The organism is Phascolarctobacterium sp. ET69 (assembly GCF_023336935.1).
In the GTDB taxonomy this organism is placed as follows: domain Bacteria; phylum Bacillota; class Negativicutes; order Acidaminococcales; family Acidaminococcaceae; genus Fusicatenibacter_A; species Fusicatenibacter_A intestinipullorum.
Window position 1 is genome coordinate 456566 of record NZ_JAMBLR010000001.1, and the last position, 22604, is coordinate 479169.

Here is a 22604-nt window from a genome sequence, read left to right on the forward strand (position 1 = left end):
TAATTTACTGTTGTTCTTTACGTTCGGCAATAATTTTTTCTGCCATTTTCTGCGGCACATCTTCGTAATGGTCAAATTTCATTTCAAAAGTGCCAAGGCCTTGTGTCAGCGCACGCAGGTCAACAGCATATTCGGTAATTTCTGCATAAGGCACCTGTGCTTTAATGCAGCCCATACCGTCATCAAGGCTCTGCATACCCAAAATGCGTCCGCGTTTGCTGTTAAGGTCGCCTATAACGTCGCCCATCATACTTTCGGCGCAGTATACATCAAGGTTGTAAACAGGTTCCATCAAAACAGGTTTTGCTGCTTCCATAGCTTTTTTAAACGCTATGTTGGAGGCAGTTTTAAATGCCATTTCCGAGGAGTCTACGGTATGATACGAACCATCCGTCAGGGTAATTCTGATATCAACTACCGGATATCCGGCCAGTACACCGCGTTCCATGGATTCACGCATGCCTTTTTCAACAGCCGGAATGTACTGGCGCGGTACGGCGCCGCCGAAGATTTTATCAACAAACTCAAATCCGCTTCCGGGCGGCAGCGGTTCCATGGTAATAATAACATGGCCGTACTGCCCATGGCCGCCGGATTGTTTCTTATGCTTGCCTTCAACATTGGTAGCAGTGCCGCGGATAGTTTCGCGGTATTCAACAATCGGTGCACGCAAATCGGCTTCCACACCGAATTTACGTTTCATGCGTTCCATAATAATTTCAATATGCTGGTCGCCCATACCGCTGATTAAAGTTTCTTTGGTAGCGGTGTTTCTGGTAACGATAATAGTCGGGTCTTCGTCCATCAGGCGGTTCAGAGCCGAAGCAATCTTTTCTTCCTCGCCTTTTTTCTTCGCGTAAATAGCGCGTGTATACATCGGCAGGGGGAATGCAATAGGTTTAAAGAGTACCGGGGAGTTTTTATCGCTCAGAGTATCGCCAGTAGCGGTAAACTGCAATTTGGTGGTAACACCGATATCGCCGGCAACAACCTGTTTCATCGGAATCTGCGTTTTGCCGCGCATGGTAAATACAGTGCCGAAACGTTCTTCCTTTTCGCGGCTGGCGTTGTAAACCATGCTGTCGCTCTTGATAACGCCGGAGAATACCCTGAAGAAGCTCAGGCGGCCAACAAACGGGTCGGAAGTTGTTTTAAATACCAAAGCTGCCATCGGCGCGTTGGCATCGCGTATTTCTTCTTCGCCGGTTTCCGGGTTAACAACGGTAAAGTCATTCAAAATTGCCGGGTAAGTATAGTCAATAATAGCATTCATTACACGGCCAAGGCCGATATCTTTATAAGCGCTGCCGCAGAGTACCGGGAAAATAATGGCCTGGCGGATACCTTTAATCAGGCAGTCCATAATTTCCTTGTCGCTGATGGTTTCACCTTCCAGATAACGCATCATGCAGTCATCATCGGCTTCAACCGCAGCTTCAACCATTTTTTCATGTGCTTCTTTGGCGGCTTCCATATATTCTTCCGGAATATCCATTTCGATGGAATCGTTGCCGTTAGCTTTATAAGCCTTCATTTTATAAATATCAATAACGCCGCAGAAGCCGGATTCTTTACCCAAAGGCAGCTGCAGGGGCAATACGCGTTTGCCTATTTTAGCGCGCAGATTATCAAGAATGCTGTCAAAGTCAGCATTTTCACGGTCCATTTTATTTACGAAAACTATGCGGGGCAAATGTGCTTCTTCAGCAAGTTTCCAGCACTGTTCGGTGCCAACCTGCACGCCGCTGGTTGCGCATACAACAATAAGCGCACTGTCAACCGCACGGAATGCGCCTTTAACTTCGGCCACAAAATCTGCAAAGCCCGGAGTATCAATAAAATTGATTTTAGTATCACGCCATTCAACCGGTGCCAAAGTAGCGTTTACGGATACGCCGCGTTTAATTTCTTCCGGTTCATAGTCAGTGGTGGTAGCGCCATCTTCAACCTTGCCCATTCTGGTAATTGCGCCCGAACGGTACAGCAGGCCTTCCGTAACTGATGTAGTTCCTGCCCCACCATGGCCCACAATGGCCACATTACGGATTCTGTCTCCGGTATACTCTTTCATACTTATTCCCCCTTGTTTACAAACATTATTGAGATATATTTTCTGCGAAAATTTTATATTTCCTTTAATTGACAGTAAATTTGGAAAATTATTTATTTTTAGTACCAAAACTGTTGCATAAGTAACAAAAAACGGTACAGCTTGTAACTGTACCGTTAAAAAATTTTTATTTACTTAAATTCTACTTTTAAATGCTGGCGTTCTACCATGCGCTGGAATTTATATTTAGGATGCCCTACCATTAAAGTGCCGCAAATTTTAAACTTGGGCGGCACGCCTACCAAATCCAAAAGCGGCTGGTAACCTGCTATGCCGCAGGTTTGGATAAACCCGGCAATGGTTGTGCCAAGCCCGATTGTAGGCGCAAAAAGCTCTGCATAAGCCCATGCCTGCTCGGCATTGCTTACGCCGGTTCTGTTAAGGCGTTTTGCCGTTGCAAAAATAAGCATCGGTGCATTGCGGGCAATGATATCCTGTCCGCGGTCATTATACGCACGCAAAACGGTTGTAAAATAACGTTTGTCACTGCTGCCTGCGTCAATTTCCTGCTGCATCCATTCTGCCGTTGCATCAGCAATCTTTTTAATGGTTTCCTTATCGCGGATAACGATATAATACATACCCTGCGAATTACCGGCAGTAGGCGCATAGCGGCATACATCAAGCAGCTTTACAATTTCTTCCTCAGAAGGAGGTTCCGGTTTAAACAGGCGCACGCTGCGGCGCATACGCAAAAAATTGTAAGCTGTTTTGCTGTCCAGTACAGGCATCGGTATCGGCTCCTGCTTTTCAAGCGGCGCATATTTGTTATCAAGCGCGCCCATAGGGCAAATGGCAACGCAGTGCCCGCAGCTCATGCAGCCGCGGTCAAAATCACATTTCGGCCCATCTTCCCCCATAGATAAAATGCAGGACGGGCAGGCCTGTACGCAAAGCCCGCACTTAACACATTTTTCGGTATCAACTTTCAACAAATCCATGCCGTCACCTCAGTCTTTAAAATATATAAATTCCAAACCGCCAAAATCGGTTAAAAAATCTGCATCTTTATATGCCTTGCCGCACAGTTCCTTATCTTTCGCCTTAGCACCGGCGGCATTGGCTATACCAAGATATGCACATGCTGCCTGCGCGTCAAACTTAGCGGCATTTTCCAAAAGCGCTGCCTTTTCACTGTCGGCAAAAGAGCCTTTATTAGGATAAACATCCGTTGCCGCAATGATAAACACAAGCTGTCCGTTCTTTTTGGCTATAATATGCGGAAACATCTGCATATTGGGATGCATCATTTCTATTTCGTAAGCATTGGCCTCAAGATAACGGCTCAAAATCTGCAAACCAAATTCATGAATTTCTTCTTTTGTCATTAACTGCGGCATCGTCATACTCCTTAAAAGAATTATAAGCTTATTATACCATGCCCGGCCAAGTACCGCCATAGTTTCCGACTCATCAGTCACTAAAAATCAGACAAAATATATTTTTATTTCTGCCTGTGAATACAGCTAAGCAGTAAAAATATGTAAAATTCTATACAAAAAACAGCATACGCTTTATCATATCCTATAAATTAAAATATTGCAAGCCTGACGCACAAAAAATCCGGCATTTTAAGCCGGATTTTAAATTAAGCATGCGCAATATTTGTATAATATGAAATTTTTCGTTAATAGTATATAAATCAGCGGCGTTTAAAATAAAAAGTCGGCTGCTTTTACTGATAACAAGAGCTTCAGACATTATATTTTCCATTACTTATATTACCAGTCAACCGTTAATAAATTTTACAAACTACTAAAATAACGCTATACTAAAAGCAGAACAGTTTTGAGGAGGCAGCCATGTTAAGTTATAATTTTTACCAATACAGCGTAAGCATAAATCCGTTAATGTTTGATGACGGGCACGGCGATTACAACCGCAGCTATGAGCGTGATTATGACGATTTCGATTACGCCGATTACTCCACCGACCACCGTGACAATAATTACCGCAATTTTGAAAAGAAACGCCGCAAAAGCGAAAAAGAAATTATTAAAGATATTTTAAACAGGTGGGATTAATACCTTTACCGCTATAATAAACGTAAAAGCGGGGTGAATTTATGATTAACGAAACTTTAAAAAATTACAGCAAAGAACAATTAATAAAACTGATTGAAGGCTACTGCAAAAACTGGCTTGCCATGGACGGCGTATGGTTTCAATCTATAGAGCGCAAATACGGCATGGATGAAGCCATGGAACATGACTGTGCCATTTGGGAAAAATTTACTGTAATTGAAGCCAAACGCATAAAAACTTTTTTGAACCTGCCGGAGCACCCCGGCATAGAAGGGCTTAAACAGGCCTTAAAATTGCGGCTTTACGCCAATATTAACCGGGATGAGATTATTACCGAAGGCAATACATTAATATACCGAACTACGGAATGCCGCGTACAGCACGCACGCAGCAGCAAAAACATGCCGCTGCACCCCTGCAAAGCAGTTGGCATTATTGAATACAGCGGTTTTGCCAAAACTATCGACAGCCGCTTTACCTGCGAATGTTTAAGCTGTTACCCCGATATTACCGACAATACCTGCCACTGCGCATGGAAGTTTACTCTGAAGGATTAGTTTCAGGCGTTTTCTCAGCGCCGTTTTCAGTAAATTTATATTCAGTTTTTTCTGTAAGCGTTGTAACTGTGCCGCCCGTTTTCCACGGTGCGGCTTCTTTTATTGTCCCGGCAGTTACAAGCCCGTTTTCATCAAAATAAACGCAGGTATCTTTTTTAAACTCCACAAAACCGGCGTTGCTGTTATCCGCCATGTTTTGCTGCCAAAAAGCCGGCCTGAGCTGGGTATCCTCATTCAGTGTCCCCATCTTCACTGCGCCGTTATCGTAAAATTCCAAAATTGAACTATCCGCAAAAGTTACAAACCCATACTGCCCTTCGCCAAGGCTCACAGTTGCCCGCGAAGCTATTGTTCCGCTTAAAACCGTGCCCTGCTTGCTAAAAGCAACGGCAGTGTCATCCTTATAACGCAAATGGCCGTAGCTTGGCAAAGCAATATTGTAAACGCTGCCCGGCCAGTACCGGTGATGCCGCGGAAACCACGCTCCGCCGGTATAAGCGGAAACAAAATAATTATCGTTAATTATGCGCTGCCAGCCCTGCGGGCGAAGATAAGTATCATCAGCAAGCGTTCCGCTGATTACTTCACCGATGTCATTTAAACGCACAGCTGTTTTCTTTTTAAACTTAATAGTTTCACCTACACTCCACCCCTGCGGATGAAGTTCAGTATTTTTATCAAGCATGCGGCTGCTGTCTGCAAAACACCAATTACCGATACCGAAGCATAACAGCGCTGCAAATATAACTGCTTTTTTCAGCATGGTTATCACCTCTTATCTCTATTTTACAATTTACAGTAATATCAGATTGTGAAAATATTATAAAAAATAAACTCAATTTAAACTCAATAATATGCAAAAGAGCGCCTGTTTTATATTTTCAGGCGCTCACAATATTTTTAAAACAAATCTATCTGGTATATTAATATTTAATTTATAATTATTTATGTCGTTTTCACATGTTTTTTTCTGCATATATTACGCATTATACTGTGTCTTTTTGTATTTTTCAATTTTTTTGAACTCAAATTGAACTCACTTGTGCTATAATAATTTTAACAAATAGCATCCCTGCCAGGTGTTATTTGCTAATTTAATACCTCTATAATAGGAAGTCTTTTCGACTTCCTATTTTTAAGGAACCAGATGTTTTTGACTGCGTAGCGTTTTTAAAAACGCTTTTACTTTTATTTTTTCATCTTCGGTCATTCTGATTGATACCATTTTATAACCCTGTGATTTTCTTCCTGCATTTTTTCTATCGCCGCCGTTGGGTATTACCCACTCAAATTGCAAGCCCTCTGCCGCTGCGCTTTCGTTAAATGCGGTTTCAACTTCATGTTTATTAAAATCTCTGTCCATTTCAAGTGCAGGTAGTAATGCCTTATTAGCAAAAAAACGTTCTGACAAGTTAGCGTTTTTCTCCAAGCATTTTAAAATACAACTTTTTTTTGATTTCCCTTTATAACCTTGCACTTGACCATCAATAACAATTTTTAATTCCATTCAACCATCCTTCCCATTCACATTATACCATCAACAATAAAGCGGGGCTTTTACCCCGCTTTATTTATTTTTATTATATAATCCCGTTATTGTTTCGTCAATACGTTTTAACAAAGCGAAAAAAATGGCAAAAAAAAATAAGCGCAGGTTAAAATCCTGCGCTACATTATTTAACAGCAACATATAACATACATGCTGCAAAAATATATGCAATATTCCTTTGCCGCTCAAGGTTCCGGCGTTCTTTCTTCATTTCGTTGCTTAATTCTGTCAACGATTCGTTGGCATTTTGTAATTGCGTCTGCTGCAGTTTCGAGGTTACGGTCAAGGCTTTCAGCTGTTCCTTTAGCTGCATCGACTGTTGTTTCGCTTCGGTCAAGGACGTCTGCAAGTCTGTCAACTGTTTCTGTAGCATTGCCGATTCCGTCTTGGAGTTCGCGATTGCTTTGGACGCTCTGTTTAATTCCACCTCTAACGTTGTCAATTCCTGCGCCGTTATCGTATATGTTTCCGCAGCTTCGCAGGAAGTATGCGGCACAAAAAGCCAAAGCAACGATAACAATACCAATATAAAGGCGATTATTAGATTTTTCTTGCTCATTTTTCATGCGTTCCTCCATACACCGCCGCATTTGGCTTGTGCGCCGTTTTTACAGCTTTTGCATAAAAGTATAAGCGGCACTGTTAAAAATCAGCGCACGCGCCATCTGTGCAAGCGGTTATTTTTGGTTACAGCCCAAAATAATGATGCATAGCGCCAAGGGCAAAACCTACTGCGCAGCCAAGCCAGAAGTTTTTATCTGTTACGATACCTTTTAAAGTCTGCATAGCTGTCACCCCCTTTCAAAATGTAAATTCGTACCGTTAATGATTTCTGTACCATTCTGCGTTCCCGCGAATAGTATCCATACGTTTATACAAATTATTGCCGGGACAATCCGTTGCCATTAAGTCTTTGTGGCCCATCACAATGCTGTCACTGGCAATTAAGCCGTACGCATCGCAGATGTCAGCCAACAGCATCGGCAATGCGTTAATCTGCGCTTCTGTCGGTTCGCCGATGTCAAAGTTACCGCAAACATGTACGCCGATGGAAGTGTAGTTAAAACCTTCGGCGTGTGCTCCCACCGCCCAGTCCGGGCGTCCTAATTCCACAGTGCCATCCTTGCGGACGATAAAATGATAACCTACACCTGCCCAGCCCAAATTTTGGTGGCTTCTGTGCAGCTGTTCTGCCGACAGGTCATCGTCTGTCGGGTCGCCGGTATGATGTATAACAATGCGGCTGGTATCATCACGCGGTGTTAAATTGGTAAATTGCAGGTTGTAGTCTTTTGGTTTTACCCTTTTAAAATTCATTTTATGTCACCGTCCTTGAAACCAATTTTGTTGTTGCTGTACTCGCTATCTATTGCATCCGGCACTCCGTTGCCGTCCTTATCGGCAAAGGCCTTTGCTACAAATGTTACGGCCGCAATAAATTGCGCACCAACAAGCACAGTCAAAAAGTTAATCATTACCGGCACATCAGCTCGGCCGGTATCATACCAGTTATAAAGCCAGCCTGCATTAATTAGCAGTATTTCCAGTACAAGCAACGCGGCAAAAATAACTAATACCCACAGCGGTGCGTCTGTGGGTATATTGGCAGTAGTTTTAATCAAAAAATCTTTTAATTTTTCAAGCATTTAATCATCCTTTCTGCAACACTCGCTACACCGCATTTCAAGCGTGTGAATTCTTTCCTGCAATTCGTCCAGCCGCTTATGTGCAGATTTTACGCTGGCAATAGCAACAGCTATGTCTTGCGCCATTTGATTGCTTAACTGCCGATAGTCCTCAATAGTACCTCTGGCTTCGATTATCATGTCCTTTAAGCCCTGTACCGTTGCATTGAGAGGGGCAATTATCCAAATTTTAAAAATCCAGCCTACTGCGCCTAAAACGGATAATGCTACGCCAATATCCTGCAAATCCATTTAATAATCACCCCTGTCCTGATTCGCGCCCATGAAAAAAGCTATTGCCAAAAATGTAATAACCATGCCAACAATATAGCCTAAAATAAAATCAATCAATTTAACCACCTCCTTCTCCTACAATAAAAAACACCCCTATAATTTTTATAGGAGTGTGATTTTATGAAAAAACAACGAAAACGCTTAAAACTACCAAACGGGTATGGCAGCGTAACCATGCGCAAAGATACCCGCCGCCGCACACCTGGTATTGTCCGCGTGCCAATTAATGGCAAGCAGGTAACCATAGGCTATGTGGCAACCTACGAAGACGGGCTTGCGATGCTTGCTGAATATCACAAGGACCCCACCCGCTTTATAAACAATAACATCACCTTTGCTGATGTATATCGTTTTATGCGCGCCGAACACTGGCCTAAAATCGCCGCTAGCACAGCTAAGAATTACGAATCCGCTTACAAGCATTTGAGCTGCCTATATAAGAAAAAATTTATTGAATTGCGTACCGGCGATTTGCAGTCTGCTATTTTACAAGCAGAAAAGAACGGTGCTGGATACGGTATGCAGAAAAAGATTAGGCAGGTAATGCACTTTTGCTATAATTATGCCGTTAAGTACAACATTATAAAGCCGGATATGGATTACAGCCGCTATGTAGAAATTGGCCAGCATAAAATACTGTATCCCAAAAGCCCTTTTAACACACGTCAGTTAAACCGTGTTAAAGGGCTTATTACAACTGATAACCCTTTGGCTAAATGGGCTATGTGCGTAGTCATGATGTGTTATTCCGGCGTGCGGCCATCAGAATTTTTATCAATCGTCAAAAAGGATGTAAAAATAAGGCCGCGTTATTTTATAGTCCGTGATAGTAAGACGGAAGCCGGGAAAAACAGACCGGTCCCGATATCAAAAAAGACTTCGGTATATTTCCAATATTGGATGAACAGCCCTGGAAAATATTTAATTACCGACGACAAAGGCAACCGCCTTAATTATTCCCGCTTTCGTACTCGTTTTGATAAGGTTATGAAAGCAAGCCGCTGCAAACATACACCGCATGAATGCAGGCACACCTGCGCAACAATGCTTGATAATGCCAACGCCAATGAAACAGCAGTAAAACGCATTCTTGGGCACGCATCAGATGGCGTTACAAAACGTGTTTATACTCATAAATCCCTCCACGAATTAAAACGTGCAATAGACATGATTTAATACACTTTTGGTACTAACACGGTGCTAATTTTGGCATAAGAAATCCCCGCAAGCCGCTCCATTACTGCATTCAGCGTGGTACTTGTGGGGTACTGTTTATGCTTGGCATCTAAAAAACACTTCAAAGCCCTTATTTATCTGAGTTTTCGGTGTTTTGCACCGAAACATTCAGTGTGATTTCTTCAACTTCTGCTTTTGTGGTAGCAGCAGCAATTTCTTCTTTCGTAAGCCTGTAGGCCTCGTGTAGTGCGTTGCTACGGACTGCGACAGCGGCGATAACAGCGCGCAGGTCATTTGCAGTTACAGTCACGTTTGTATTATCGGCAGTAGTCCATTCAAGCGTTGCTTCCGCGCCTGCCATGTCAAGCGCAATAATAGCTGCGTTGATACGGTCACGGGCTTTTTCATCATAATCAAACCGGCTGCCGTTATAAGTAATCGGTTCAACTTCTTTTGCATCACGTTCTGCTTTCAGCGTTGCAGTTTTCTGTGCTTTTATTTCATCAAGTGACGGTTCATAAGGCGGTATTAAGCTTAATGTTCCTGTCGCCACATCAAGCTGATAGCCATTAAGCAGCGCATACTGAGTTAGCTTGTCTACCACTACCCCGTTCTGCTTCACATCGTCTGGGATATTGGTATCGGTGACAAGGTATGTCGGCGATGTACGCTGACCATTTTCATCAAGCAGCACATAATACTTGTTGCCATTAAACCCAAGGTTTAACCCTTGTAATTCTTCCGGCACGTCATTAATTATAATTGCATTAATTTCGTTCGACATTTTAATCATCCTTTCTTTGCTTTGCAGTGGGGTTTAACAGAAGAAGCCTATTTGCCAACGATAGATTTTCCTGTATCCTTTACATCCATCCCTGCTGTTGTTGGTACGCCAATTAAGGATTATGCGACCAGCGAAAATTATTTTGGTAATAATTCTATCGAAAGTGTAACTGCATCTTCGTTCGTACCACGCCAAACCAATACCAATGGTGGCACAAAAGCCGGTGCAATAAGGTATATTGCTGTAGGATACTAATTGCAGTGGGGTTATACCATTGAGTCTAATGGCCAAGAAGATTATAAGTATTTCCCTATTTCATTTGGAAGTCAATGCTATGCAGTAAGTTTAGGTTCTACATACAACTTACAAAGCGACGCTTATTCTTGGATAGAAAATGTAGATAAAGAAAAATTTTTAATCGGATTAGGGCATAACTATTCGCCTATGCCTTATCCAACTATGTTTTATATGGCTATAGGCGAATAGCAGTGGGGAACAGCTGACGGCACGCGCGGCAATTTTACGACTAATTTAAACGTGCCATATTTAAACTTTTATCTTCCCTATGCTTCATCAACAAATACCTACGGAACCGATATATGGACTGTATCAGCGCGAGTTGAAACTGATTTGTCAAAAATCGGTCTATCTTCCGAAGGCAACTTTGAAATAATTTGGTTAGCTATCGGAATGTAATGCAGTGGGGTTATTTATCTTTTAGTGCCGTTGTGACAGCGCAAAAAGTAATTACATATCCAATTGCATTATCTGAAATTGCACTCCCGGTTGCTATAGCTATTGCAGAAAGCTACGGAAACGATGCAGGGCTTGCCATAAATAATGATTGTATGGGCAATCACTATAGCAGTTGCGAATTTAATGTTATTTCTTACGGCACACAAAGGTGTGTAGGAATTATATTTGTTGTAATCGGCAAGTAGCAGTGGGGTGATATTGTTGACGGCACAAATACTTTTACTGTAGCGTTTACTTCTTTTTGCAAAATTGCTAATGCCGGCAATTACTCATGGGGTGGTGACGATAATATTATCAGAAGTATTGAATTAACTTATTTTACTGCAACATATGCATATAATAGTTACCCATTTCTTTATATTGCAATCGGTCAATAGCAGTGGGGAATTGTTGAAAATATAAAGCCGGAAACGCAGGTCACATCCGCCTTTCCAACAGTTTTTAGCAGTAGTAATTTTGCCGTTTTACCGGTGATTTTTGCGTGGGAAACCATAGACGATACAATCAGTGCATACTGCATCAGTAAAAATCTTTCAGAGGCGATTTTTCTGGCGGATACAGGACGAGATTATACCAGTACAAACTACGCAACTATCCTTTATTTTGCTATTGGCCAATAGCAATCCAGTTTGTTTTAAAGGTTTTTTCGGTATCATCAGTCTCCGCATCTAACGTCACTTTAAACTGACTTGTAGTAATCCCGCCTATTACAACATATTTATCAACGTCATAATCGTCATTAGTTACAACAAGATTAGCTGTTACAGCCCAGCAAGCCGAAAATGCAGTCGGGAATTTTATCGTAGTCAGCAAAGTGCCAGAGCCGTTACCAGTAACGTTTTTAGAACCCCACTGCTATTTACCAAAACAAAGATAAATACCGCGGCGTTCAGAGTTATCACCAAAACCCGTCGTAATATCAAAATTATTTAATTCCAGATTAGCATAACCAATCATTTCGGTAGCGGCTTGACTCACTGCGATAACTGGGGAATACCAATCCTGATATGGCAATGACAATACGACGTTATATTGTTTGCCTGCTGTTTGGAACAAACCCCACTGCAGAATTAGCCCATTGCTGAATTTTACATACCCATTTTGCGCTAATAATTCATCAACAATTACTGCCCCACCAGCCAATGCCGAAATAGCCGCCGCAACGCCTGCCGCATTTATTGGCTTTGTTGTGTTCGTGCCGCCCTGTGCTTCTGTGGTCGTTGCAAAATCATATAAATCAGATATTAATTTAGCAGCAGCATCAAGTCCTGCGATGCCATTAGATGCGCCAAGCAGTTTATCAATTAACTGCTTAACCTTTAATGCAGTCATAGGCTTTTTATCATCGGTCATACCTTCTGCTTCGGTTTGGCTTGCTACCGGTACATACGTTTTACCGCCAGTTAAAAATTTATCCTGGTCGCCTGCTGCCGGTGCCGGAACCATACCACGTTTACCAGCGGCTTCGGCTGTTGCGCCAGTAAAATCGCTTAAATCAGGCAAATTATTGAGATTGTTATAATCCAGTTTTGCACCATTTGCTCCGCCGCTGTGGTCATGTTGATAAATATTAATAATCTCCGGCCGCATATCAACGATATTACTTTGCTGTATAACGGATGCATTAGCTGGCACTGTTACTTTCGCCAATGCAACCCATCCTTCCGGTGTTGTAGGCACAGTAGGTTCTGCCGCCGCTGTACCACCAACCACCTGGAAAGCAATAGAACTTGCTATTCTTGTTTTAACTTCCACCTGTGTAATATTGCGGCTCACTACATCAGTCATAACATTGCGGATTTCCGGCTCATCTTCCACTTCTTCGTATTTTGCGCAAATTAAGTCAATACGCGGCTGGCTGGCGGATGCAGGTGCAATAGTAAGCGGAGTAGTTAAATCTGCTTCTAAAAGCCCTTGATATCCATTCTGGTAAATCCTTCCGGATTTTACATATACCGTCATATCCGGCACTGCCTGCGCAGTTACTTCTAATCCGCTTACACAATCATTTGCGGCAATAAAATCCGAAATGGTAGTTATTAATCCGTTGTATAAATAAGCGTTATTATTATTTAAGTCATCACTCAAAAGCTCGGCATAATCATTAAACTTTACTCTATGCATTCGCTTCTCACTCCTCGCTTAAAAATTCGATATAAACCTTCGTTCCGGCAACAATTATCATCTGTACTGCATCCATAATTTCAGTTCGTGACAAATTCTGCTTTCGTGTAGCTGGTAAAGTAAATGTTCCAGCATCCAAATAATCAGCATCATAAAAAAATAAACCAGCACTCAATGCACTGGTTTCTGTATGTTTTATTCTAATATATCCGGTAAAGCTGCTATCTTTTTTACTACCCAATCTCGCAACATAACGGCCAGAACCATCAGAAGCTGCTGAAACCAAGTTATCACCAGCAGGCATTAAAAATATACCAGCATTGTTATAGGCTGTATCTCGGATAGGTTCAAAAACTTCAACCGGTTTCTCTCCGGTTAAATCTGTTAATACCTGAATAATTGCCTGCCGTGTACCATATAAACGTAACATTTCAACGATTATGCGGCCACGGAAGCTATCATCATCTTCCATATATTTGCGTTTTAAACGTACCAAATCCCAGCCCCAGCGGTCAAGATATTCTCCTGTCGCTGTTCTTAAATAAATTTGTTCCGTCATTGCATCTACATTGCCGTTAAACTCGTCAATAGCCGTTATCGCAGCTTTGGCTAAAGTATAAAGGACAGTGCCTTTTTCAATAGCACTGTCCCCCAGCCAAGTTAAATATTGCAGTATTCTTTTCATAATACCGTAACCTCCACGCTATCCGGCTGCAAAATCTCGTTTTCTTCCGGTACGGTGTCCGTTGTCGGCTCGGTAAGTTTTACGTTCTCCACGCCTGCCACATTCATGGCCGTTTGGATAATCGTTGCAGTATACAGCGGCTCACCCATTTCAAGATTTGCCACCAAATCCGTAAGTGCAGCAATAACGCCCTGACGGGTCAACACTTCATCACTACCGCTTAAAACATTAATAGACATTTTTATATCAACACCGACTCGCACGGCCCTTTCAATGGTGTACTGAATACAAAAGCCCCGGTATTCATCGATTTTTTCTTTTACAGCCGCCAACAACGTATCATCAACGCTGCTATCAAGGTAAACCGTAAACCACCCTTTTGTTGGATAGTTGGCACGAACCGTAACACCGGTAACACCTGATACCGTCATTGCCGCATATTTTATAGCGCCTTCCGTTGCACGTCCAAGGCTTTCAAAATAAGCCGGCACACGATTTCTATAATCATCATCAGTTTCATCGTCCATGCCGCCGGTCATTTCAACAACCTTCGCCCAGTCTATACCTGATATGGCCACACCAATTTGCTTTAACTCCGTACCAGCCGCAAGGTTAGCATTACTTCCTTTTGCCACCGCACGTGCCGACACATTAACGCTAATTCCACCAACCGGTAATGTTGCCAACTCTGTGGTAGCAAATTGCGCTCCATTTTCAGCTTCAAAAACCGTACCTATTGGTATAGATATACCAATAGGACTGGCGGCATCGCGCCCGATGGTTATAATGCCAAAAGCCATGCTACCAAGCTTACGGGTCATTCCTAAATCTTCCAGCCTTCTGTCAAGCCATTCCCCTTCAGAAGTAGATATGAAAAATTTTAAAACAAATTTGTACAGATACATATATGCTTCCTCAATGGCGCTTGCCACTGCTTCCAGCACTGTACGTGTCACACTGCCGATGTTAAAGTCGCTTAGTGTACTTCCCACAACGGCATTAAACATTGTTTGCAGAATATCTTTAAAACTTTTTATCAAACCATTACCCCCCCACATCCAAAGTGTAAACAAGATTATTTGTTCCGGGGTTATCGACTACTTTATAATAAACGGTATAAATTATAGTTCGTTCGGCATGGTTGACGGTATAAGTTACGTCTACCAATTCCGCACGCGGCTCTTGCACAATACAATCTTTAATATTAGCAAGTGCCATTTCCAAAAAACTATCCGACATTGGTTCAGATAGAATATCATAAACGCCGTTGCCATATTCCGGGTGCCTTATAAGCGTACCCTTAGGGCAGTTAAGACGCATTATAAGCGCCTGCCTTACGTTATCGGCATCACTGATAGGCTGCATATCACCGTTGCGCGAGATTACCTCGCCAGCACCATCCAGCCACCCGGTATCGGCAATCATAATATCAACGCCTAATTCCTTATTCATTTTTAGTCCCCTATAATGACATCGTTGCTGCCCTCGGCCATTGTATCACCACAGCTTATGCTATCGCCGATACGGCAGGCGGGCAAACCGTTAATAAAGACAGTACCGCTACCGCTACTGCTTGTTCCAGCGTGCGGGCTATGGATAGGACAGGCTCCGTGCGTTTGCCAGCCGTCATTCAGCCTTACTGCACCGCGGCCGTTAATTATTACATTATCACTGCACCCGACAGCAGGTGTTGCAGGATAGCAATGCGGATGTCCAGCCGACATATCGCCTTTTCTTACTGCTCCCGGCATAATATCACCCCTTAGTTAATCATTACTTTTGTACCTTTAAGCGTTAAAACACCTGTAGCCTGTAAAGTAATATCGCCGTTGGCATGAAAACGGAACTGTGAGCCGCTCTCGTGTACCATTGCGACTTCTTCGCTTGGTGGCGGCGCATCTGCACCCTCACTATAACTGCAACCTATAACGTGGCCCTCGTTTAATTCCCCATTGGCAAATACCACAAGCACCTCTTGCCCAACGTGCGGCAGTGCTACAATGCCCCAGCCAGAGCCGACATACTGGCTTGTTACACGAATAAAATCACTTTCTTTTTCCAGAAGTGGAAACCATACTTTAACGCGGTAGTTATCGGTATCAATGGCCGTAACAATACCAACCTGAGCGAATGTAGTCTGGTCATCCATTTGCATATTAGGTCACCGCCGTTTCATACAGATTTTCTCGATACTGCGCCGCACTGTCAGGCTGTTGATTAGTACCAGATAATGTACATGTATAACCGGTTGACGCGGCAAAATTATGTTTAATTTCAGACACATAGTATTTACCGTCAAAGCGTCCGCATCCTTCAATGGCTATTAGCTTTTCGGCACCGACAGCAGCATTACCAGCTATTTCCATGCTTTCAAAAGTAACCACTGCCGTACAAAGTTTAGACAGCAGGTTTTGTGCCGTACGCAGTGCTAAATCATACGTTTTCGCTTTGCTGTCATAAACAACTTTTGCTTTCTCGCCGTATTTTGCAATAAGGTCATCGTTTTGCGCCGTTGCCGATATTGCCTGCTTACCTTTGCCCATAAAGTGCCGTACGATTACTTTATTGGTAATTTCCAGCATACTATCATCAAAGGTTACAGATTTGATATTGCTTGCCGTGTCCTTTTTCCAGGAAAAAGTAGCAGATACTTCTTCCTCACCGTTTTCGTCCTTCTGCGCTTGCCGCTCGCCGAAGTATAATTCTTTTTGCGGCGTTACATAGCACACAAAGCCTTCGCGGTCTGCCATGGTTTGCAGTATCTGCCATTCTTTCTTATCTTTGTACAGGTCGCGTTCCACAATCGTGGTAGTCGGCGTTACTACCGGCGTCAATCCATACTTCTCGGCAAGCAGTTCAGCTACCTGCGATGCAGTACGTTCCGCAAAAGCAAGATTAAATTCGTTATCCAAAAGCAAGGCAGCATAATCACGCCCAACAAGCGTAACATACTGGCCGCTAGCACTGTATGCAGGCCGCACGCCGTCAACTTTACCACGAAACACCAGCGACAGTTCGTTTTTGCTCCACGCCTGCGGGTTAGCAACATAGCCGAGATAAATTTGCACGTCCATTTCCTTACGCAGATAATCCGATAGTGCTTTATCATTTTTCAGCGTCAACTCAAAGCTGTCAGCGGCATTATATAGCGTGTCAGTAACGGCAAGCGTTATAATGTCCTGCCAACTGATTACTTCGGCATTCCCACCATCACGCGGCGTTACTTCAATCCATGCACGTGGATATTTCATATTACACCTCCAGCGGCGGTAGCTTCTTCAAATCTTCTTCCGCAATTAATTTCAAATCTTCCATAGCGTGCGCATTGGCCGGTAATGCAAGCGTTTTTACATCATCTGGCACAATCGCACTGTTAAGCCCGTTTATCATAGCTATATACTGCCAATCATCAGCATTACCGCTGATATTAACAGCTATTGACCGCAGGCAATCGCCTTGCACAAATGGTTTTGACACTGTAGCTACAGCCTGCAAAGCTCCGCTTGCTCCGCTTTTTGCCATTTCAGCTATGATATTGCTTTGTTTAACAAGGTTTGTCAGCTGATAGGTAAGCGATGTTGTTATATCGCCCACACGTATCAGCGACATTTCATAATCCACAAGGTCATCACGCTGCCAGTTATAATTAAAACTTTCAATTATAACTTTGGTATTAATCGGGCCGAAAATAAAAAGTGCTTCCGCGCCTTTGTTTTGCAGTTCTTCCAGCGCCCGCGCTTTATCCAGCGCACCTATTTCATTAATAACGCCTTTAAAGCTACAACTCTGTTCGCCCTGCCCCATATCCTGGTACTCTGTTTTATACCCCGGCACTTCAAAACGTGCAACCTTGCGGCTGGTTACAAACTCAATCTTTTTTTCAGGCGGTATCAATGTAATACCGCCTATATTTAAAACGCTCATACGCTTACCCCCTTGCAGCTGCGTATTTACCTGGTAATGCACCTGCGGTAAAGGTTGCCGCTTCCTCGGCACTGCGTACAGTTACATAGTTCGTCTGTTGGGTGTTATAAGCTGCCGTATTTCCGCCACTACTCATAGGCTCTGGCGTACTGGTATCAAGCTTTGCACCTATCTTTTCGGCCAACCATGCACCGCCATTGTTCATAATATCCCTAAGGCCTTGCACAATCGGGGTAATCAAGTCTAAAATGCCTTGTAAAATAGGCTGCACTATATTAAATACCCACTGAAACGCCCCCGCAATTCCCTGAATTACAGCACAAAGGTTCTGAATGGCAATAATCATGAAATCAGCAATAAACCCGCCTATCTTCGACAGAATAGGCCACGCCGCTTCAAACATTTGCCAAAAGATACCTATCAGCGTAATAACCGTTGCAATAATAGGGTCAATAGCTGCCCAGATTTTTGCAAAGCCCGCCTGTATCATCGGCATGTTTGCTGTTGCCCACGCGGATATCTGGTTAAATAACGGCGTAAGCTGTGCAACTATACCACGGCAATAATCAATAACGCCGCCCGCCTGTGTAAATCCATTAATCAGCCATGTTATTACGCCGCCGATACTTGCACCCATCTGCGCAAAAGTATCTGCCAACTGGTCAGATAACGGTATAGCCATTTGTAATGCCGGCATTAATGCTTCCAGCATTTTCAAGCCACCCTGCTGTACACCGCTTTCAAGGTTGCCTGTAATGGTAGACCATAAGCCCGCGCCGCTGGTCGATAGTTTTTCAGCGCCGCCAGCATAGAAGCCTTGCAAGCTCCTGCCCTTGCTGTCCGTCATAGCAAAAAGGTCGCCACCAGCAGCCTTAAAATCATCAGCCGACATTTTAAAGCCGAACTCTTTAAGGCGTTCCATTTCGCCGACATTCGCATCGGCCAGTGCTTCCATGGCGTCCATAACCGTTTTGCCCGGATTAAGCGCCGCCATATCTTCGGCCAGTTCTACAAATTCCATAGCCTTTTTGGTATCACCATCGGCAACGGATAGCGCGCGTGTGCCTGCTTCCATAACTTCACCTTGGCTAAAAGGTGTATAGTTAGCATTTTTTTGCAACTGCGCCATGTAGTCGCTGGTCATTTTATCCAGTGCCGCACTATCCATGCCAGCATTACTTACGCCGATAAAATGACGCATACTAATTTGCTGCTGCTGTAATTGGCTACCTAATCCGACCGCTGTACCAGCAAATCCTATCGCTGCTGTTGCTGCACCGACAACTCCCAGTGCCGCACCTAAAGCTACTGTTTTTGTAACTGCGCCACCGATAGATGATGTAAACTTTTTAAAGCGGTCTGTTGCCGCATCAATTCTTTCACTTGATATATTGATAGGTATTTTTGCTTTAATACTATCAGTAATGCCGCGCAGACGGTCACGTATGGTATTAAAGCTGCGAGTTGCTTTTAAGCTAACTGGCATATCTTTTAGCTTTATTTTTGCCTTTTCGATAAGGTTAAGCTGTTTAATTGCCTGTTTAATACCAGGTAACGCCTGATTTACAGTACGGATAATGATTTCGACTGTATCGTTCATAGTTAACCCCCTTCCCTATTTTTTCATAGCATCACTTTCTGACTTCATCAGCCATTCTGTCGCATAATAAAGCGCATCTCTGTCCTCTTGGTCCAAATTCAGCCATTCTTCATAAGTAACAGCGCGGCCATACCTGCTTATTTGGATAAATCGGTAGAGGTCGCATTCTCTAATAAAAAACGAGCTTTTTCGCGTGCTTCATCTTTTCTGTTTTCAGTCATGCCAAACATTTCATCAAATGCAGAGAAATAATAATCAAAATCAAGACCGTCCATTCTTTCAAGGGTACGCTTATAATCAACATCAGGCTTTGCGCCGTCAATTTCTACAATGCACTTTGCCGCCGTATACTGTGCTACAAGCAGCAAATTGCTGATATTATCTGCCGACATTCTTGTTTCTTTGGTCACAATAACCTTATCCATACCTTTTGGACGTCTAAATTTAATAACTTTACCGCTTGGTAATTCTAACGGTCCATAAATAATCTGTTCAGCCATAGTTCAAACCTCCAATAATAAAAATAGGCGGCAAAATGCCGCCATAATTTACGCCTGCGAAATGCCTTCCGCTTTAAAGGATAAATCTTTTTTTACTACTTCTGCGCCTGCCGTAATAGACAACGCCAGTTCGTTAAACACAGCCTGTTCAACACGAATTCTACCGTCATATCCTTTGTTGGCATTTTTCAGCGTTGTTTCAATGGTAAAACGCGGGCTTTGCGGGATAGCTTCACCCCTGCGGATAGTACCGCTACCCATAATGCGCTGAATAACATCAACATGCAGCATACCGCGCGTTAATTTACCTTCGATGCCAATCTGTCCGTCAAGCTGACGCGGAATACGCTCGCCAGTTTCAAGGTATTCTTGCAACTCGTTTGTTACAGTAATTTCAGCTTCCTGATATTGGCCGACAAGCTCCGGCCCATTTTCGCCGATAATAGATATTGTTACATCATAGCCCTGCAACGGGTCACTCATTATTTATACCTCCCTTCTTATGCAGCGTCATCTTCGCTCAGTTCGCGCTTCATGCGCAGCACAATAAAGTCAGCCGGATAAAGCGGCAACCACCTAATAATAGCCGTTAAAATGCGCGCCTGAATGTTTTCCGGCGGATTAGTTTGGCTGTTGCACAAGGTCTTTTTATAGCCACGGATATATCCGAGGTTCTTCTGTACCTGCAAATAAGCGTCACACTGTGCAGCAATGTTATTCCACAGCGGCGTATCATGCGGCTCGCTGATTGCCCACTGCATGGCGTTCCACAGTTCCATATTCATTTTATCCTGCTGGCGGCGGATACAGATTTGAGACCATGCGCTGTCACTGGAAAGCGTTAAGCCGTTGCGTACCCTAAAACCACGGTTCGGCACAAGCGTAATCGGGCAAATACGCGCTTCGGTAAGCACTTTGACCTGCGCGTAAGTATAATCACCGCGCGTGGACAGAATGCCGTTCACCTGCTTGTTAGACGGCGACTGATGCGGGTTAAGCACCGAGATAACACCGGCAAGATAACCGTCAGGTGCTACATATTCGCCTTCAAGTTCTTCCGGCTCTACCCAAGGATAAGCAAATACGCCGCGGTCACTGTCCAGCGTTTTGGTCTGAGCAATCGCGCTATCCACTGAAAGCTTGTCCTGCGTATTCAAAACAGCAATGCGCAAACCTTCTTCAATGTCGCAGTTTTCACAGAAAGTAATAAGCGCAGAATGCACTTTATCACTCGTCTGCTGCGCACAAAGTACAATGCCGCACTGTATAGGCTCCAGCACTTTAAGCCCGGTACGGTCGCCGGTGCTGCTGTCGATAGCGCCGATATAATCATCATCATCTACTTCTGCTCCATCACTGCCACCGGCAAGGCTTTTGGCACCTTCGGTAGCATCCGGCAATCCGCTGGCATTTTCTGCAAGCGTGAGTGTTACATATTTCGGTACAATATCCGCGATTTTTTCAAGCGTAAGTTCCCGGAATTTTTCTACACTGTTTCTAAATGTAATCGTGAGATCAAAAGTAGAAGCTTCTGCATCTTTGTCTACCTCTACTTTAATTTCATTTCCCCAAGTACCTTCGGATGTTGCTTCTACCGTCAAATATGTAGTACTGCTTTGCATAAGTGTCAAAGTTGCTTTTTTAGCACCTTCGCCTACGATACGCACAATTCGCAAATCGTTTGCGCCCTGACGAAGCGCACCGATGGCACTAAGATAGCCGGTTAAACCTTTTACATAACTGCCAAAGGTATTGACAAGCTGGTCCTCATCGCCGATAGTGGTTGCAAAATTTACAGGCCCACGCTCGAAGGTGCCTACAATGCCAATACCGGCTAGCGACATTTGGTCTGTTGGCCTTGTGCCGACATCGCTTTCATCAATCTGCACGGACGGCACAATAAATTCCATTGCCATGTATTACTCCCCCTTTTTAGATTTTGCTGCTGGCTTTTCTTCTTTATCCGGTGCAATATCTGCTTTGATAGTTAAAACAGTAGGAACTTTGCTTGGACGCTGACGGTCAAGCCAGAATTTAACTTGTAAAAAAATAACCGACCCTGCAGGTTTTGACCTGTCAAAATCGGTTAAAAATTTAACTTTTGTAATTTTGCTGCTGCCGGTTACGATGGTTGGCGCTTCCGTAAGCAGATAGCGGATGCGCTCGGTCAGCATAACGATAATTTCTTCGCTCGCTTCTTCGTACTGTTCCAGCTTCTGCCACGGCACTGACAAGTAAATACCCCAGGTGCCATAGCATTCGTCCTTGTCCTGCGTATATTCTTTGCAGTCAATTTCATGGCAGCCTACGTTTACTTCGGCGTCTTTACCAGTAGCCGGCACGCCTGCGATAGCGTTGTAGTTATCAATAACACTTTTAATAAGGTCATCGTTTTGCAGACGGCTCAGAATTTCTTTTGTGATTTTGTAAATCAAGCGCGTTTCACCTCCACGCTAAACAATTTTTTATAACTGCTGGTGCTGCCCGTGCCGCCGTCCACCGTTGTGCCGTTAGCACTTATTAAAAAGTCGGCATCGGTAAGTTGTTTTAGCAGACGGTCAACCTCGCCCTGATATACTTGCAGTTTAGCATAATAAATATCAGTATCAGCATATCCTTCATGCGCCACAGGGTCGCGCCCCATATACTCACGGCATACGCAGATATAGGCATAGGCAACGCCTAAACGCTTAACCATATAACTTAACGGCTCAGCGATTTTGTCCTTGCTCACGCCAAATCTCGCAGCGATGGCACGGATATACTGTTCGGCTTCTTCGATGTGATTTTCTGTTATTGGTAAAACCTCATCATTAAAATCTTTTACCTCAAGCAT

The 22604-nt window shown here is 43.5% G+C and carries 30 protein-coding genes; 5 read left to right on the plus strand and 25 right to left on the minus strand.

The window, feature by feature from the left end:
• Positions 1 to 4 precede the first annotated feature (4 nt).
• From fusA to M3079_RS02245, 3 genes are all read right to left on the minus strand, one after another.
• Entirely contained in the window at positions 5 to 2071 is a 2067-nt protein-coding gene (gene fusA / locus M3079_RS02235; protein ID WP_021716597.1) for an elongation factor G, read from the minus strand.
• A 170-nt stretch (positions 2072 to 2241) separates the two neighbouring features.
• Positions 2242 to 3051 carry a nitroreductase family protein gene (locus tag M3079_RS02240; RefSeq protein WP_249076954.1) on the minus strand — a complete coding sequence of 270 codons (810 nt, stop codon included), beginning with the start codon at positions 3049 to 3051 and terminating at the stop codon, positions 2242 to 2244.
• Positions 3052 to 3060: 9 nt separating this feature from the next.
• Positions 3061 to 3450 carry a hypothetical protein gene (locus tag M3079_RS02245; RefSeq protein WP_249076955.1) on the minus strand — a complete coding sequence of 130 codons (390 nt, stop codon included), beginning with the start codon at positions 3448 to 3450 and terminating at the stop codon, positions 3061 to 3063.
• A gap of 462 nt (positions 3451 to 3912) precedes the next feature.
• Here M3079_RS02245 and M3079_RS02250 point away from each other — a divergent pair, with 462 nt between their 5' ends.
• Both M3079_RS02250 and M3079_RS02255 read left to right on the plus strand, forming a co-directional pair.
• A complete protein-coding gene (locus M3079_RS02250) occupies positions 3913 to 4134 on the plus strand; it encodes a hypothetical protein (RefSeq protein WP_249076957.1) in 222 nt (73 codons plus the stop codon).
• A 41-nt stretch (positions 4135 to 4175) separates the two neighbouring features.
• Positions 4176 to 4691: a DUF6125 family protein gene (locus M3079_RS02255; protein ID WP_249076959.1), complete on the plus strand. Its 516-nt coding sequence runs from the start codon at positions 4176 to 4178 to the stop codon at positions 4689 to 4691.
• On the opposite strand, the gene M3079_RS02260 is transcribed toward M3079_RS02255, so the two are convergent.
• From M3079_RS02260 to M3079_RS02285, 6 genes are all read right to left on the minus strand, one after another.
• A complete protein-coding gene (locus M3079_RS02260; protein ID WP_249076961.1) occupies positions 4675 to 5454 on the minus strand; it encodes a hypothetical protein in 780 nt (259 codons plus the stop codon). The genes M3079_RS02255 and M3079_RS02260 overlap by 17 nt on opposite strands.
• 372 nt (positions 5455 to 5826) lie before the next feature.
• The gene (locus tag M3079_RS02265) at positions 5827 to 6198 is read right to left on the minus strand and encodes a hypothetical protein (protein ID WP_249076963.1); all 372 of its coding nucleotides are present in this window, start codon (positions 6196 to 6198) and stop codon (positions 5827 to 5829) included.
• A gap of 227 nt (positions 6199 to 6425) precedes the next feature.
• Entirely contained in the window at positions 6426 to 6806 is a 381-nt protein-coding gene (locus M3079_RS02270) for a hypothetical protein (protein ID WP_249076964.1), read from the minus strand.
• A gap of 256 nt (positions 6807 to 7062) precedes the next feature.
• Positions 7063 to 7557 carry a peptidoglycan recognition family protein gene (locus tag M3079_RS02275; protein WP_249076965.1) on the minus strand — a complete coding sequence of 165 codons (495 nt, stop codon included), beginning with the start codon at positions 7555 to 7557 and terminating at the stop codon, positions 7063 to 7065.
• On the minus strand, positions 7554 to 7886 hold the full coding sequence (locus tag M3079_RS02280; protein WP_249076966.1) for a hypothetical protein: 333 nt from the start codon (positions 7884 to 7886) through the stop codon (positions 7554 to 7556). Before M3079_RS02280 ends, M3079_RS02275 begins: the two co-directional genes overlap by 4 nt.
• The gene (locus M3079_RS02285; RefSeq protein ID WP_249076967.1) at positions 7887 to 8177 is read right to left on the minus strand and encodes a hypothetical protein; all 291 of its coding nucleotides are present in this window, start codon (positions 8175 to 8177) and stop codon (positions 7887 to 7889) included. It lies immediately after the preceding gene.
• A 162-nt stretch (positions 8178 to 8339) separates the two neighbouring features.
• On the opposite strand from M3079_RS02285, the gene M3079_RS02290 reads away from it, so the two are divergent.
• On the plus strand, positions 8340 to 9395 hold the full coding sequence (locus M3079_RS02290; RefSeq protein WP_249076968.1) for a site-specific integrase: 1056 nt from the start codon (positions 8340 to 8342) through the stop codon (positions 9393 to 9395).
• 130 nt (positions 9396 to 9525) lie between these two features.
• Here the strand turns inward: M3079_RS02290 and M3079_RS02295 are convergent, their stop codons facing one another.
• On the minus strand, positions 9526 to 10179 hold the full coding sequence (locus tag M3079_RS02295) for a DUF4376 domain-containing protein (RefSeq protein ID WP_249076969.1): 654 nt from the start codon (positions 10177 to 10179) through the stop codon (positions 9526 to 9528).
• A 51-nt stretch (positions 10180 to 10230) separates the two neighbouring features.
• Between M3079_RS02295 and M3079_RS02300 the strand changes: the two genes are divergently transcribed.
• Entirely contained in the window at positions 10231 to 10434 is a 204-nt protein-coding gene (locus M3079_RS02300) for a hypothetical protein (protein WP_249076971.1), read from the plus strand.
• The gene (locus M3079_RS02305; protein WP_249076972.1) at positions 10435 to 10665 is read left to right on the plus strand and encodes a hypothetical protein; all 231 of its coding nucleotides are present in this window, start codon (positions 10435 to 10437) and stop codon (positions 10663 to 10665) included.
• 1125 nt (positions 10666 to 11790) lie between these two features.
• Here M3079_RS02305 and M3079_RS02310 read toward each other — a convergent pair.
• The 15 genes from M3079_RS02310 to M3079_RS02370 form a co-directional block, all read right to left on the minus strand.
• The gene (locus M3079_RS02310) at positions 11791 to 12897 is read right to left on the minus strand and encodes a hypothetical protein (protein WP_249076973.1); all 1107 of its coding nucleotides are present in this window, start codon (positions 12895 to 12897) and stop codon (positions 11791 to 11793) included.
• Between the two features lie 169 nt (positions 12898 to 13066).
• The gene (locus M3079_RS02315; RefSeq protein ID WP_249076974.1) at positions 13067 to 13744 is read right to left on the minus strand and encodes a hypothetical protein; all 678 of its coding nucleotides are present in this window, start codon (positions 13742 to 13744) and stop codon (positions 13067 to 13069) included.
• On the minus strand, positions 13741 to 14700 hold the full coding sequence (locus M3079_RS02320; protein WP_249076975.1) for a baseplate J/gp47 family protein: 960 nt from the start codon (positions 14698 to 14700) through the stop codon (positions 13741 to 13743). Before M3079_RS02320 ends, M3079_RS02315 begins: the two co-directional genes overlap by 4 nt.
• An 88-nt stretch (positions 14701 to 14788) precedes the next feature.
• Entirely contained in the window at positions 14789 to 15196 is a 408-nt protein-coding gene (locus tag M3079_RS02325; RefSeq protein ID WP_249076976.1) for a GPW/gp25 family protein, read from the minus strand.
• Between the two features lie 2 nt (positions 15197 to 15198).
• Complete coding sequence (locus M3079_RS09435; protein ID WP_349293324.1) at positions 15199 to 15282, minus strand: hypothetical protein; 84 nt, start codon at positions 15280 to 15282, stop codon at positions 15199 to 15201.
• A complete protein-coding gene (locus tag M3079_RS09375; protein WP_283162400.1) occupies positions 15252 to 15374 on the minus strand; it encodes a hypothetical protein in 123 nt (40 codons plus the stop codon). The genes M3079_RS09435 and M3079_RS09375 overlap by 31 nt, the downstream gene beginning before the upstream one ends.
• Before the next feature lie 132 nt (positions 15375 to 15506).
• Entirely contained in the window at positions 15507 to 15899 is a 393-nt protein-coding gene (locus M3079_RS02330) for a phage baseplate assembly protein V (RefSeq protein ID WP_249076977.1), read from the minus strand.
• A gap of 1 nt (position 15900) precedes the next feature.
• On the minus strand, positions 15901 to 16995 hold the full coding sequence (locus M3079_RS02335; RefSeq protein ID WP_249076978.1) for a hypothetical protein: 1095 nt from the start codon (positions 16993 to 16995) through the stop codon (positions 15901 to 15903).
• Between the two features lies 1 nt (position 16996).
• On the minus strand, positions 16997 to 17668 hold the full coding sequence (locus M3079_RS02340) for a hypothetical protein (RefSeq protein WP_249076980.1): 672 nt from the start codon (positions 17666 to 17668) through the stop codon (positions 16997 to 16999).
• A 4-nt stretch (positions 17669 to 17672) separates the two neighbouring features.
• Positions 17673 to 19268 (minus strand): hypothetical protein, encoded by a 1596-nt coding sequence (locus M3079_RS02345; RefSeq protein ID WP_249076982.1) that lies wholly within the window; start codon positions 19266 to 19268, stop codon positions 17673 to 17675.
• A 137-nt stretch (positions 19269 to 19405) separates the two neighbouring features.
• Positions 19406 to 19768 carry a hypothetical protein gene (locus tag M3079_RS02350; protein ID WP_249076984.1) on the minus strand — a complete coding sequence of 121 codons (363 nt, stop codon included), beginning with the start codon at positions 19766 to 19768 and terminating at the stop codon, positions 19406 to 19408.
• A 48-nt stretch (positions 19769 to 19816) separates the two neighbouring features.
• Entirely contained in the window at positions 19817 to 20251 is a 435-nt protein-coding gene (locus M3079_RS02355; RefSeq protein WP_249076986.1) for a hypothetical protein, read from the minus strand.
• 17 nt (positions 20252 to 20268) lie between these two features.
• A complete protein-coding gene (locus M3079_RS02360) occupies positions 20269 to 21684 on the minus strand; it encodes a phage tail sheath subtilisin-like domain-containing protein (RefSeq protein ID WP_249076987.1) in 1416 nt (471 codons plus the stop codon).
• 3 nt (positions 21685 to 21687) lie between these two features.
• A complete protein-coding gene (locus M3079_RS02365; RefSeq protein WP_249076989.1) occupies positions 21688 to 22203 on the minus strand; it encodes a hypothetical protein in 516 nt (171 codons plus the stop codon).
• Positions 22200 to 22604, minus strand: coding sequence for a hypothetical protein (locus tag M3079_RS02370; RefSeq protein ID WP_249076991.1), 405 nt, complete (start codon positions 22602 to 22604; stop codon positions 22200 to 22202). Before M3079_RS02370 ends, M3079_RS02365 begins: the two co-directional genes overlap by 4 nt.